Here is a 14,295-nt window from a genome sequence, read left to right as displayed (position 1 = left end):
TCTTTCGAAAGACTGTATTCCACAGCGCGAAGCTGGTAAAATCCCGCTCCATCACAACGTAGCAAGTGCCGCCCGTACAAACGGCGCTTATTTGCACAAATCCATTGACAAACGAAGGCTAAAAGGGCATATTCCTCGGCCTTTGAATTGTCCTCAATAGAATATATTTGGGAGTTGGACCTTGGCTAATATCAAATCAGCTAAGAAACGCGCCGTACAGTCTGAGAAACGCCGCAAGCATAACGCTAGCCGTCGCTCAATGGTGCGTACCTTCATTAAGAAGGTGTATGCGGCAATTGCAGCTGGCGATAAAGACGCAGCGCAAAAAGCATTTAATGAAATGCAACCAATCGTGGATCGTCAGTCCTGTAAAGGTCTGATCCACAAAAACAAAGCAGCACGTCATAAGTCAAACTTAGTCGCGCAAATCAACGCAATGCAGTAATGCATTATGTTGGTTGCTTAGTAAAAAGACCGGCCTAGGCCGGTTTTTTTATGTCCATCGTTTGGCTATCATCCCACTGTTTCACTACCTCACCGCCAGCAGAACAATAGTGCCATCACCAAATAGCGCATATTTTAGCCACTCAATCACCAAAACCATTCATTAGCCGGTAAAAAGGGCTGAAAAATCTTTATTACATACCCGCTGTACTGCTGGATGTTGGATCATCCGTTCAGCAAAAATGACGTAATACTCTTCCTGCACATTATCCAGTCGGCCAATTTCAACAATTTGATCATCTTTGGCATAAGTATCAGCAGCGTAAATTGTGGGTGCGACAAAAATGGCATTGTTATAGATAGCAAAAGCGTTCATCAGCGCTGCATCATCAAACTCCCCCAAAATTTCTACTTGTAGCCCTTTGCTGTTAATCCAGTTCAGTAATTTGCGCCCAAGCATGGAACGGCGCCCGGGGATCAACAGCGGTTTCTGTTGCAAACAGGCTGGGAAAGATAAATCTGGGATAGGTTGACGGCAATAAAAACTTACACTGCATTCACCAAGTTTGACCGAGAACAGCCCCTCTTGCTGGCTAGAATCTACCGGGCAATCTGACAGAATCATATCCAGCTTATGCTGGCTTAACTGCTCGAGCAGCATCTCATGGGTTGATTCGAAACAGCGCAGATGAATTTTTTCATTATCAACTACCGCCGTTTCCAGCACCTGGCTCACCAAGCGCTTGGATAAAGCATCGGCAACACCCACGTCGAAGAGCAGATTGGACTCTTTGCGATAGTTAACAATATCCAGCATTTCATGGCTGAGCATGAACATTTTATCGGCATAGCGGAAGACCAATTGCCCCAACTCCGACGGCACTAAACCTCGCCCCTGGCGCTTAAACAGTTTACCGCCCAGCCGCTCTTCCAAGGCTTTAATTTGGCCGGTAATGGTTTGTGGCGTCAGGAATAACGCGCCGGCCGCTCCCACAACGGAGCCCTCCTTGCAGACCTGCCAAAAATAGTAAAGATGATTGAAATTGATATGTGACACTCGCATGTTGTTATCTCCTTAACATATCGCGAAGCCAGGTATGGCCCCATGCACGATAAAACACTCCCTGTTTTAGACTTCACAGACTGTGAGCCAGGAATTCCATCAAGTAAAACTGCCGATGCCTTTGTCTGACATCGGCAATACCAATACATTGGGTAGCTATTACATTGGACTCTTTAGCTGCTTTTTTTATTCGCCGGAAGCACCAGGCGCAACAAGCTGTAACCCACAATCGCTGCAGCGGTCGAACCTAGCAATATCCCCAGTTTGGAATAGGTGGTCAGAGCAAGATCCGCGCCTTCAAACGCCAGTGAAGCAATAAATATCGACATTGTAAAGCCGATACCACAGAGCACTGAAACGGCGAAAATCTGCTTAAAGTTTATCGCATCGGGCAGTTTAGCAATCCCTAACTTAACCGCGAGCCAACTAAAGATGAAAATCCCCAGTGGCTTACCAATAAACAGACCACTCGCGATCCCTAAGGGCAGTAACGATGTCAGCCCGGAGAGAGAGACCCCCTGTAGCGAAACCCCTGCATTGGCAAAAGCAAATAGTGGCAGAATCAAATAAGCCACCCACGGGTGCAAACCATGTTCCAGCGATTCAGAAGGTGAATGCTTATTTTTGGTATGTAGCGGGATCATAAAGCCAACAATGACTCCAGCTAAGGTTGCATGTACGCCTGACTTAAGAATGCAGACCCACAGCACCAACCCCACCAGCAAATAGGCAGAAGTTTTCCCGACGCCACGCCAGTTCATGTAGCCCAGTAGCGCAATGGCCGCAGCGGCGATCCCCAAGGCTTGCACCGAAACCTCATGGGTATAAAACAGCGCAATAATAATGATGACACCCAGATCATCAATAATTGCCAGTGCCAGTAAAAACACTTTCAGACTGGTCGGTACGCGGTTCCCCAAAAGCGCCATGACACCAAGGGCAAAGGCGATATCCGTTGCGGCCGGAATTGCCCAGCCTTGGCGAGTGACTTCATCCGCCCCATTAAACAGTAAATAGATCAGGGCAGGTGCCAACATGCCGCCCAAGGCCGCAATCGCCGGAAAAACCGCTTTATCACGGCCGGCCAATGAACCTTCCATCAGCTCGCGCTTAACTTCCAAGCCAACAACAAGAAAGAATACCGCCATTAAGCCATCGTTAATCCACAACAATAGCGGCTTACTGATATCCAGCGACGCAATTTTTACTGATACCGGCACATCAAGAAATGATTGATAAATCCCTTGAAGCTGGGTATTAGCCATAAATAGGGCCACGATGGCGGCAAAGATTAGAATCAGGCCGCCCGCAGCCTCTTGGCGCAAAAATTGACGAATCATGTTTGTCACAATGAATACTCCCTACATCGGACAGAAAAACCAGCCACAGTGGCTGGCAAATAATCTATAAATTCTAGGCTAATTATTAGCTCGTAAAAAGTCGTTTTTATAGCAAAGATTACTCGGAATTACCGATCTGATTGCCATATCAATCACATTAATTTGCGACTAAAGCGCAAAGTATCTGCTGATATATGTTCGCGATAGAGAGAAAATCTATGGTTCGGGGTGTCACAAAACGCATGGATGGGCGTGCCATAATGCGGCAACACATCATGACAAATAACTTAAATGAATCGATTTCAGCATCAAATCAGCCATAAAGCGCAATGCCGACCAACTAAGGAGCTTTGGGCTTATCCTTAATTGATCGGCATTGTGCTGTTGGTGGCTTAAGCTGCATAACTCACAGGCTAAGCTACTTATTAACGGGTTAAATCATCAAAGAATTTTTTCACGCCATCGAGGAAGCTTTTAGAGCGGGGGCTATTTTTCTCACCCGCAGCGCCGACAAAACTCTCCTCCAGTTCGCGCAGTAGCTGTTTCTGCTTTTCGCTCAGATGGACTGGTGTTTCAACCACGACGCGACATAACAAATCACCTTGACTCCCGCCACGAACGGATTTAACACCTTTGCCACGCATACGGAACAGCTTGCCAGTCTGGGTTTCCGCAGGCACTTTCAGCTTAACGCGACCATCTAGCGTTGGAACTTCAATCTCGCCACCCAAGGCTGCCATTGCAAAGTTAATTGGCACTTCACAATACAGATTGTTGCCTTCGCGCTCGAAGATTGGGTGCGCTTTGACCTGCACCTGAACATATAAATCGCCTGCTGGTGCACCGTGCTCACCCGCTTCACCTTCGCCCGTTAAGCGAATGCGGTCACCGGTATCAACACCAGCCGGGATCTTGACCGACAGCGTTTTTGATTTCTCAACGCGACCATGCCCATGACACTTGTTGCACGGATCTTTAATGATTTGGCCATTACCATGACAAGTAGGACATGCCTGCTGTACGGTAAAGAACCCTTGGCGCATATGCACCTGACCCGCACCACGGCAAGTCGAACAGGTGACCGGAGAGCTTCCCGGTTTAGCACCGCTACCATGGCAAACGTCACACTCATTTAGCGTTGGGATGCGGATCTCTTTAGTTACACCGCGTACCGCTTCTTCCAGTGTCAGATCCATGTTGTAGCGCAGATCCGAACCACGGGATGCACGCTGACGCCGCCCACCACCAAATATATCGCCGAAAACATCACCAAAGATATCGCTAAAATCAGCACCGCCACCACCACCGAAACCGCCGCCGCCCATGCCACCTTGTTCGAAAGCGGCATGACCATACTGATCATATGCTGCGCGTTTTTGTGGGTCGGTCAGAATTTCGTAGGCTTCTTTAACTTCCTTAAAGTTTTCGCCGGTATCGTTCTCGTCCTGATTACGGTCCGGATGATACTTTACTGCCAGGCGTTTATAGGCCTTTTTGATTTCACGTTCATCGGCGTTCTTTTGAACACCCAGAACCTCGTAATAATCTCTCTTCGCCATTCTCTTATTTTCCTACCCTTAACATGCGTGCACGGGCGTAGAGTTTCCTCGACGCCCGTGCTGGTTTCCAGCAACAGTAAGGCCTACCACTGCTGTGCCCGCTTAAGGGCGATTATTTTTTGTCTTTCACTTCTTCGAATTCGGCGTCTACAACGTCGTCTTCTTTCTTGGCACTGGTATCGCCGCCAGCATCACCGCCTGCGGCAGCTTGCTGCTGCTGAGCCATCTCCAGCAATTTGCCAGAAACCTGCACCAGAGCCTGAGTTTTTGCTTCAATTTCAGCTTTGTCTTCACTTTTCAGAGCCGCTTCCAGCGCTTTCAAAGCATCTTCAATGGTTGTTTTGTCTTCTGCTGGCAGTTTATCACCGGCTTCTTCCAACTGTTTACGTGTACCGTGAATCAGATGGTCAGCCTGGTTGCGGGTCTGTACCAGCTCTTCAAACTTACGGTCAGCTTCGGCGTTAGCTTCCGCATCCCGTACCATTTTCTGGATCTCTTCCTCATTCAGACCAGAGGATGCCTTGATGGTGATCTTCTGCTCGCGACCGGTATTTTTGTCTTTCGCAGACACATGTAAAATACCATCGGCGTCGATATCGAAGGTCACTTCGATTTGCGCCATACCACGCGGTGCCGCCTGAATACCATCCAGATTGAACTGACCCAGAGATTTGTTATCCTGAGCACGTTTACGTTCACCCTGTAGCACATGGATGGTTACCGCAGACTGGTTATCTTCTGCAGTAGAGAACACCTGGCTGTGCTTAGTTGGGATGGTGGTGTTTTTGGTAATAAGCGGTGTCATGACACCACCCATAGTTTCAATACCCAGTGACAGTGGAGTCACGTCCAACAACAGAACGTCTTTCACTTCACCAGACAGAACACCACCCTGCACTGCCGCACCAATCGCTACAGCTTCATCTGGGTTCACGTCTTTACGTGGTTCTTTACCGAAGAAATCAGCTACTTTCTTCTGAACCATTGGCATACGAGTCTGACCACCCACCAGGATAACATCCTGAATATCGGAAACAGACAAGCCAGCATCCTGCAGAGCCACTTTCAGTGGTTCAATAGAACGGTTGACCAGATCTTCTACCAGTGACTCCAATTTAGCGCGGGTCACTTTGATGTTCATATGTTTTGGACCGCTACCATCAGCCGTGATGTACGGCAGGTTGACGTCGGTCTGTTGAGCTGAAGATAGCTCAATTTTTGCTTTTTCAGCGGCTTCTTTCAGGCGCTGCATTGCCAGTGGATCAGTACGCAGATCCATACCTTGGTCTTTCTTGAATTCATCAACCAAATAGTTGATCAAGCGGCTATCGAAGTCTTCACCCCCCAAATGGGTATCACCGTTGGTTGCCAGAACTTCGAAGGTTTTTTCGCCATCAACGTCATCGATTTCGATAATAGAGATATCGAAAGTACCACCACCGAGGTCATAAACCGCGATAGTGCGGTTACCCATCTCTTTGTCCAGACCGTAGGCCAGAGCCGCAGCAGTCGGTTCGTTGATGATACGTTTTACTTCCAGACCTGCGATACGGCCCGCATCTTTCGTTGCCTGACGCTGAGCATCGTTGAAGTACGCCGGTACAGTGATAACAGCTTCAGTGACTGGTTCGCCCAGAAAATCTTCAGCTGTTTTCTTCATTTTTTTCAGCACTTCAGCAGAGATCTGCGGTGGTGCAACTTTCTGGCCTTTAACTTCAATCCAGGCATCACCATTGTCAGCTGCCACGATTTTGTACGGCATGATATCTTTATCGCGCTGTGCTTCTTCATCCTGGAAACGACGGCCAATCAAACGTTTGATAGCAAACAGTGTATTTTGTGGGTTAGTGATAGCCTGACGTTTAGCAGGTTGACCAACCAGAATTTCACCATCTTGGGTATAAGCGATGATAGAAGGTGTAGTACGGTCGCCTTCGCTGTTCTCCAGCACACGCGCTTTTGTACCATCCATAATAGCTACACAAGAGTTGGTAGTACCCAAGTCGATACCAATAATTTTACCCATCTAAAACGCCTCCACTAAAAAGTCATATTCGGTCAAGTTACTAATCTATATGTGGGCGGATTGCTTATTTTCAACTGCCCGTATTTTCTTAATCAATGTTTTCACGCCCAACGTTCTGTTGATGCATGTCTCCGCTGATCCACGATTAGCTCCTGCGGTTGGGAATAAGATGGGGCCAGGAAACGCAGCATCAAGGGGGGAGATGAAAAAAAATTACTTTTTATCACCCTCGAGATCATTGTTTCCTACCGCGCGGATCATTATGATGCCGCGCGCACTGACGGAATAGGCCACTTTTTGGTCATTCAGGCGCTTTATATTTATTTAAATAATTATACCAAATTTGCAGAGGACTTATGAACACCACCAAGTTGGCGAATCCTGGCCCATTAGGCCTAATGGGCTTTGGGATGACTACCGTCTTGCTTAACCTGCACAACGCAGGCTTCTTTCCCCTGACCTCTGTCATTCTGAGTATGGGGATTTTTTACGGCGGTCTGGCACAAATTTTGGCCGGTTTGTTGGAGTACAAAAAGGGGAATACCTTTGCCGCAACCGCCTTTACCTCATATGGCGCATTCTGGCTGAGTCTGGTTGGCTTACTGATGTTGCCTAAAATGGGTCTGGCGGAGGCAACTGATGCACAATTCCTCGGCGTTTATTTAGGTCTGTGGGGCATCTTTACACTATTTATGTTCTTCGGCACCTTACCTGCTAACCGCGCCTTGCAGTTTGTTTTCGGCAGTCTGACACTGCTATTTGCGCTACTGGCCGTGGGCAATTTCACCGGTAACCATTCATTGCTGGTCTTTGCTGGCTTCGAAGGGATTATTTGCGGTGCCAGTGCAATTTATCTGGCCATGGCTGAAGTGCTGAACGAACAATATGGTCGTACTGTGCTGCCAATTGGCGAACCAAGCCAAAGTTTACAGCTGCAACCTGTGGCTTAATTTCCGCATAAACTAAAATTTATATTTAGTAACACTGAATGTTAGAGAGTATCTAATATTCAGTGTGTTTTACTGCTCATCATTAAATCCCCTCTTAACGCTATAATTATATATTATTTAATAGAACTATTTTTTTAATATATACCACCACAAAAGAGACAGCATAATATTATCACTAAGAATGATTGAAAAATAGATAAGGTGAATTTCTCGACATATCATATAATCCCCAAGCCTAGATAATAATAAGTCAACTCTAATTAACGAAGTTAAGGGGATACTTATGAAAACAGCAACTAAATGGTTAGTTAGCATTATATTGGCACTATCAAAACCGGGCTACTCAAATAATGATAGCGTCTGTTTCTATATGGAAGACGACTATCAAGGTGAGAGCACTTGTTTACACTCTGGTCAAGAAATAGATTTATATCTTGAGTATAAAAAATCATTCCATTCAGCCTACCCTTCACCTTTTATTGATAATGATAGTATAAGATCAATAAAGATCCCATCAGGAATGATGGCTAAAATATATAAAAATGATAACTTCAACCCCATTTTTTTTCAGTAACAGAAAGCATTAGCGCTAAGGAATTAAGTGCAATAGGGATGGATAATCAGATAAGCAGTATGAAAGTATTAAAAAATGAAAAACTCAACTGTAATCAAAATTGTCTTATATTAGATGCATACGAAATAAAAATACCTGAATCATTCGGTCAGCACTGGTATGACAAACGATTAATTAACAAGCAAATTCTACTCGTTTTTAAAAATAAGACTCTAATGCAGGGTGATGGCTATAGTATTAACTTAATCAATGGGCCAAACATTAACGTAACTGAAAAAGGTATTGTTTTTTCTGATCTTTATATGCTTAATGAATTTATTTTTGAATATCAAGAATATTCGGATGAACTTGCTTTTATTATACAACCAAGTAATGGCATAGTACAATTTCAATATATTAAGACATTAAAAGAGCAGTTGGTTGATATATCACCTATTATCTCATTTAAGTGGCAAGAACCTGCTGGTATAGAGCCAAGAATAATTATCGAGAATTATAACTATAATAGTAACAGCCCGTTGATATTAGATAGATCTATACTGACTGCCGACACTGGTGAGCAACATTGGGAAAAAAGGGATTTATCTGAAACAAGTAAAATAATATGTTCATTCACTCCATTCCTCAATATCTATAACTATATTACTCAAGGTTCATGTCAACAACTTGATCAAATCATCTTCAGTTCCGAAGAGTATTTTCGTAGTAATACAAAAGAGAAAACATTGCATATTGCCGGAGATAGTCGACCACTCAAGAAAAATTTATCAACAAAAGAAATATCAAAAGAGAGAGGTGATAATGGACCCACTGAAAATTATATGATGCTAAGTTACATCGATAGCACAAATCATCATCAATCATTGAGTCTACCCGCTGCAGCAAAAACCTGTATGACTTCGATCTATTTACTAATGAACCCACGTTCATCCCGCCAAATAAGGCCCCCTTGTATTGATTGGACGCTAGAGATCATGACTGATTTTACTCTGTTATTTGGCAACGATCTACGAACCTGGAATTCCGAGTATTTTAGCAAAATCATAAACTCAATTATAAAAACAGGGAGTACAGGTGCGGTAGTAGAAGATGCAGAAATAGAACAACGATTCAGTAAAGCGATAAGAGACAAACTCGCAGATAGAAGTACCGGGAATGCCCTTAGTGATATAAAGACTGCATTTGATTATGCTCAATTAAGTTATTTGGCCTTTGGCTTCTATTACTCAACCGATGATATGCCAGTCCATGTAGAACAGCTACCTCTGGGTGTTTATGAGTTGCTGCTAGAAACATATGTATACAAACCAACAACGCCTATGGTTATTCAACATGGTGAGTTAGTCGCACAACCTGAGTCAAATTTTGAAATAGAAATAATAACTACCCCCACAGCTGAAGAAGCAGAGAAATTATCCGATGCTGAAATTGAAAATAATCGAGCTTTGCGGGATGAACTTACCAAAACTATTGAACAATGGGGCCAACGATATCAAGGTACTCATGTTGTTGATCTCGATGCTGATTCCGATGCAACTGTAGCATTAAGCAAGACCCTTCATGCCGGACATATTGTCACTGGGATTATTCACCGCAGATTGATCATTAAGCGTCCTGGTGAAATTTATGTTGTCGTCAAATATCGGGGAGAGATTATCGCCATTGTTCTGGCCGATTGTTTCAATGATAGAAAACAAGTCGAACTGGTTGCCTCTGCAACACAACCGGAGTATGTGTTAACACCACATAGTGAAGGAACCGTAAGAGGGGCGGGAACCGCCGCCGTAAACGAATTAGCGCGATATTTACAGCAGCGCGGGGCCAGCACACTATTTTCTGAAGTCATCTCCCAACCCTCAGCTCGCGTCAAACAAAAGGTCGGGTTTAACTTTAAATCAGAATTCTAACTGACTTAGCTGAAAAAATAGCCCATAAATTTATCACGCATTATGGGCTATTCTTCAAACTGAGTTGGCTTTAATTGATGAGGAGTGGGTCAGCTCATCACCTTCTTGGCCATATTGATTTTCACTTCACTGTTAATATCATTACGTAGATAAACTCCTAACAACAAGCCTACCAGCGAGAGCAGCAGCATATAATATGCTGGCGCCATAGGGGTTACCTTCATTAATAGGGTCACTAAAATAGGTGTCAGGCCGCCAAATATGGCGTAAGCCACATTATAAGAGAATGAAATACCAGTGAAGCGAACCTCTGCCGGGAAAGCGCGCACCATCACATAGGGTACCGCCCCAACAATTCCGACACAGAAACCCGCCATCATATAATGGGTAAACAGTTGAGTCGGATCAGTCAAATTGGTGTGGTAGAACGACCATGTCGATAGCGCTAACATCAAGCTGCCGACAATAAAGGTTTTACTGGCACCGAAACGATCAATAGCCAGGCCTGCAATCACGCAGCCACAAACTAGCGCAACAATTGCTAAACTGTTCGCCTGCAGTGCCAGCGCGGGTAATACACCAAACTGTTTCTGTAAATAAGTTGGCGTCATCAGGATAACCACCACAATACCGGCAGAAAGTAGCCAGGTGAGCAGCATCGAAACGACCACCTCTTTTTTGTAATTGACCACCACAGATTTCAGTGGCAACTCTTCAGCCAAGGCTTTACGTGCCTGCATCTCTTTAAAGATAGGTGTCTCTTGTAACCAGCGGCGCAGATACATGGCGAACAGACCAAAAATCCCACCCAGGAAGAACGGCACACGCCAGCCGCCATCCAGAATAGCCTGATGACTCAACGAGGTATTCATTGCCGTTGCAACCAGCGACCCCAGCAAAATCCCCGCCGTTAAACCAGCAGTTAAGGTGCCACAGGCAATCCCAATACGTCGGCGTGGCACATGTTCAGCCACAAAGACCCATGCCCCGGGGACTTCACCACCAATCGCCGCACCTTGCAACACGCGCATAAGGAGCAGTAGCAGTGGTGCCGCGATGCCGATAGAGGCGTAAGTCGGCAGCATACCGATCGCCAGCGTTGGCAGTGCCATCAATAGAATACTGAGGGTAAACATCTTCTTACGGCCAACCAAGTCGCCAAAATGCGCCATGATGATGCCGCCCAGCGGACGAGCCAGATAACCGGCGGCAAAAATACCGAATGTCTGCACCTGACGCAGCCATTCAGGCATATCCGTCGGGAAGAAGAGGTCACCAATTACCGCGGCAAAAAAGACAAAAATAATAAAATCATAAAATTCTAACGCCCCGCCTAATGCAGCCAGTGTCAGCGTTTTATAATCTTGCTTATTTAATCGACGATTATGATGCTGCTGCGGGCCAGCATCATGTTGGGAAAAGTCGCTTTGAGATGAGTTGTGTTCTTGAGACATATGACACCGTAGTAAACCAGAGTTGGGGAAGAAAAATATTTTCATCTTTTTGTAAAGTAAACATGACTATACCGTACAAAATTCCCCACACTCGTATAATGACATCTAATGCTGTAGAAACTTTCAATTTAGCTTTTTATTTCAATTATGGCACTCTTAGGACGAAAAGCTGCTACTACTGCGCTGTTCGTTTCGATATAAGGCCCGTCCAGTAATTGAATGCAATAAGGTACGCTGGCAAAAATACCGGCGACCATAACGTTAGATTGCGCATCTTTCACCCCTTCCAGCGTCTCTTTAATCGATTTAGGCTGCCCCGGTAAGTTGATGATCAGTGCTTGCTTGCGGATAACCCCTACCTGACGGGATAAAATAGCGGTAGGAACAAAATGGAGGCTGATTTGACGCATTTGCTCGCCAAAACCTGGCATCTGCCGATCGGCGATAGCCAGAGTGGCATCAGGGGTAACATCGCGCCTTGCCGGGCCAGTTCCACCGGTGGTCAACACCAAATGGCAGCCCATTTCATCGACCAACTCACACAATGTTTGTTCAATCAGTGTTTGCTCATCAGGAATAAGGCGCGTTTCTATTTCAAAGGGGGTGGTTAACGCACTTGCCAGCCACTCTTCCAGCGCCGGAATGCCTTTATCCTGATAAACCCCGCTCGACGCCCGATCAGAGACAGAGACTAAACCTATACGTAATGTATTCATGCGATTACCTCAACGAAATGCCTTTATCTGATCAAATGATAACATACCCAAAGTGATTGCAGTGGCGGCCCGGGCAGTAAACCTCTCCAGTGCAGAGGCAGTAGAAAAACAAAAAAGGCGGCTTACGCCACCTTTTCGTCAAATCTCGCGTGATCTGCTCAGATTACAGCAGGTCTGAGATCATTTTCTCAAGTTTGCCCTGATCGATAGCAAACTTACGAATACCGTCAGCCAGTTTATCAATCGCCATTGGGTCCTGATTGTGCTGCCAGTAGAATTCAGCTTCAGTCAGCGGTGTAGGTTTCGGCTGAACTTCACCGGTGTAAGAGAGTTTACGCTCGACTGGACCTTCGCTTTCTGCCAGCTCTTTCAGCAGCGATGGGGCGATAGTCAAGCGGTCACAACCGGCCAATTCAATGATTTCACCCAGATTACGGAAGCTTGCGCCCATCACTACAGTCTTATAACCATGTTTTTTGTAATACTGGTAGATCTCAGTCACTGAAACCACACCTGGATCTTCGTTTGGTGCGAACTCTTTTTTGTCGCCATTGGCTTTGTACCAGTCAAGAATACGACCAACAAACGGAGAGATCAGGAACACACCCGCTTCAGCACAAGCACGTGCCTGAGCAAAGGAGAACAGCAGGGTCAGGTTGCAGTTGATACCCTCTTTTTCCAGCTGTTCTGCGGCACGGATACCCTGCCAGGTAGAGGCCAGCTTGATCAGGATGCGGTCATTGCTGATGCCCGCTTCGTTATACAATTTGATCAGGCGTTTAGCTTTTGCCACGCTAGCAACAGTGTCATAGGAGAGACGCGCATCAACTTCGGTAGAAATACGCCCAGGGATCAGTTTCAGAATTTCCAAACCAATATTGACGGCCAGTTTGTCCGTTGCATCGACAATCTGCTGAGCATGATCGCTACTTTGTTCACGCGCCCAAGCAATGGCTTCATCGATCAGTTTGCGATATTCAGGAATTTGAGCGGCATTCAGAATAAGGGATGGGTTGGTGGTTGCATCTTGCGGCTGATACAGCTTCATTGCCGCGATATCCCCAGTATCTGCGACTACAGTGGTGATTTGACGTAGGGAAGTAAGTTTATCGGTCATGTTGTCGTTTCTCGTCGTTTGTGCATGAACTTTTGGCATTTCGCAGCCCTGCCTTGTTCTGATAATAACATGCGTAAGCCTCGGTGCAAGGCAGTTAAACTGATTAAAAAAAGCGCAACCTTGCGCTCTCCGCTTCGCAACCGTTTACGCCTTTCAAAACAGCTGGAAATCATCTGATTAATAGCAAATTTGTCCATTATTGTGGGGCTGAGACGATTTAGCTAAGCTATATATCCTTTGGAAACTATACCCCCGATAAAGAAAGCAGCCTACCTATCTTAGCAATCGCCCAATCTTCTTTTTGCTGACGCGCGCTTTTTGCTACAGTGTGCTATCTGGATTAACAGGATGCCGTGATGCTTATTATTATCTCCCCAGCCAAAACCCTTGATTATCAAAGTCCATTAGCGACCAACAAGTTCACTCAACCTGAAATGTTGGATAAATCACAAGCGCTTATCGAAATCTGCCGCGAGTTGACGCCAGCTCAAATCAGCAGCCTGATGGGGATTAGCGACAAACTGGCGGGCTTAAATGCGGCTCGCTTTAGCGAATGGCAACCTGATTTCACGCCAGAAAATGCCCGTCAGGCCATTTTGGCCTTCAAAGGTGATGTCTACACTGGGATGCAGGCACAGACTTTTAGCGATGCCGATTTTGATTTCGCCCAACAGCATCTACGCATGCTCTCGGGCCTATACGGCGTGCTACGCCCGTTGGATTTGATGCAGCCCTACCGGCTGGAAATGGGCATTAAGTTGGCGAATCCACAGGGCAAAGATCTCTATACATTTTGGGGTGATCAGATAACCGAAAAACTGAATCAGGCGCTGGCACAGCAAGGAGATAATGTGCTGATTAATCTGGCTTCTGATGAGTATTTTAAGGCCGTGAAAACGGCCAAAATAGCCGGTTCACTGATTAAGCCGGTATTTTTAGATGAGAAAAACGGTAAATACAAAATCATCAGTTTCTACGCCAAGAAAGCCCGTGGCTTGATGAGCCGTTTTATCATCCAGAATAGGTTAACCAAACCTGAACAACTGGTTGATTTTAATCTGGAAGGTTATGAGTTTGATGCCGGGCTGTCGGCGAAAAACGAACTGGTATTTAAGCGGGCTGAACAGCACTGAAATTGAAAGGGC

12 protein-coding genes are annotated in these 14,295 nt (G+C 45.7%); 5 read left to right on the top strand and 7 right to left on the bottom strand.

What is annotated here, in order from left to right; translation table 11 throughout:
- The first annotated feature begins 181 nt into the window (after positions 1–181).
- Positions 182–445 (top strand): 30S ribosomal protein S20, encoded by a 264-nt coding sequence (rpsT, locus tag HRK25_RS09460; RefSeq protein ID WP_002220715.1) that lies wholly within the window; start codon positions 182–184, stop codon positions 443–445.
- Between the two features lie 162 nt (positions 446–607).
- Here the strand turns inward: rpsT and nhaR are convergent, their stop codons facing one another.
- From nhaR to dnaK, 4 genes are all read right to left on the bottom strand, one after another.
- Positions 608–1,507 carry a transcriptional activator NhaR gene (nhaR, locus tag HRK25_RS09455; protein ID WP_032896340.1) on the bottom strand — a complete coding sequence of 300 codons (900 nt, stop codon included), beginning with the start codon at positions 1,505–1,507 and terminating at the stop codon, positions 608–610.
- A 173-nt stretch (positions 1,508–1,680) separates the two neighbouring features.
- Positions 1,681–2,856 carry a Na+/H+ antiporter NhaA gene (gene nhaA, locus HRK25_RS09450; RefSeq protein WP_032896342.1) on the bottom strand — a complete coding sequence of 392 codons (1,176 nt, stop codon included), beginning with the start codon at positions 2,854–2,856 and terminating at the stop codon, positions 1,681–1,683.
- A 416-nt stretch (positions 2,857–3,272) separates the two neighbouring features.
- On the bottom strand, positions 3,273–4,406 hold the full coding sequence (gene dnaJ / locus HRK25_RS09445; protein ID WP_004875371.1) for a molecular chaperone DnaJ: 1,134 nt from the start codon (positions 4,404–4,406) through the stop codon (positions 3,273–3,275).
- Positions 4,407–4,518: 112 nt separating this feature from the next.
- A complete protein-coding gene (gene dnaK, locus HRK25_RS09440; RefSeq protein WP_005270636.1) occupies positions 4,519–6,432 on the bottom strand; it encodes a molecular chaperone DnaK in 1,914 nt (637 codons plus the stop codon).
- A gap of 356 nt (positions 6,433–6,788) precedes the next feature.
- Here dnaK and satP point away from each other — a divergent pair, with 356 nt between their 5' ends.
- The 3 genes from satP (at position 6,789) to HRK25_RS09425 (ending at position 9,863) form a co-directional block, all read left to right on the top strand.
- Complete coding sequence (gene satP / locus HRK25_RS09435; protein ID WP_005270641.1) at positions 6,789–7,382, top strand: acetate uptake transporter; 594 nt, start codon at positions 6,789–6,791, stop codon at positions 7,380–7,382.
- Between the two features lie 283 nt (positions 7,383–7,665).
- Positions 7,666–7,956 (top strand): hypothetical protein, encoded by a 291-nt coding sequence (locus HRK25_RS09430; protein ID WP_005270643.1) that lies wholly within the window; start codon positions 7,666–7,668, stop codon positions 7,954–7,956.
- 59 nt (positions 7,957–8,015) lie between these two features.
- Positions 8,016–9,863 carry a GNAT family N-acetyltransferase gene (locus HRK25_RS09425; protein WP_244262452.1) on the top strand — a complete coding sequence of 616 codons (1,848 nt, stop codon included), beginning with the start codon at positions 8,016–8,018 and terminating at the stop codon, positions 9,861–9,863.
- Positions 9,864–9,952: 89 nt separating this feature from the next.
- Here the strand turns inward: HRK25_RS09425 and HRK25_RS09420 are convergent, their stop codons facing one another.
- The 3 genes from HRK25_RS09420 to tal form a co-directional block, all read right to left on the bottom strand.
- The gene (locus tag HRK25_RS09420) at positions 9,953–11,317 is read right to left on the bottom strand and encodes an MFS transporter (RefSeq protein WP_005270647.1); all 1,365 of its coding nucleotides are present in this window, start codon (positions 11,315–11,317) and stop codon (positions 9,953–9,955) included.
- A gap of 128 nt (positions 11,318–11,445) precedes the next feature.
- Positions 11,446–12,033 (bottom strand): molybdopterin adenylyltransferase, encoded by a 588-nt coding sequence (mog, locus tag HRK25_RS09415; protein WP_005270648.1) that lies wholly within the window; start codon positions 12,031–12,033, stop codon positions 11,446–11,448.
- 163 nt (positions 12,034–12,196) lie between these two features.
- Positions 12,197–13,150: a transaldolase gene (gene tal / locus HRK25_RS09410; RefSeq protein ID WP_005270650.1), complete on the bottom strand. Its 954-nt coding sequence runs from the start codon at positions 13,148–13,150 to the stop codon at positions 12,197–12,199.
- A 356-nt stretch (positions 13,151–13,506) separates the two neighbouring features.
- On the opposite strand from tal, the gene yaaA reads away from it, so the two are divergent.
- Positions 13,507–14,283, top strand: a complete 777-nt coding sequence (gene yaaA, locus HRK25_RS09405) for a peroxide stress protein YaaA (protein ID WP_005270656.1) — start codon at positions 13,507–13,509, stop codon at positions 14,281–14,283.
- The last annotated feature ends 12 nt before the right edge of the window (positions 14,284–14,295 follow it).

Origin of the sequence: Yersinia bercovieri ATCC 43970 (assembly GCF_013282745.1) — a bacterium.
In the GTDB taxonomy this organism is placed as follows: Bacteria; Pseudomonadota; Gammaproteobacteria; order Enterobacterales; family Enterobacteriaceae; genus Yersinia; species Yersinia bercovieri.
The sequence above is the reverse complement of the archived record's forward strand: the minus strand, read 5'-3'. Positions and strand labels throughout refer to the sequence as shown.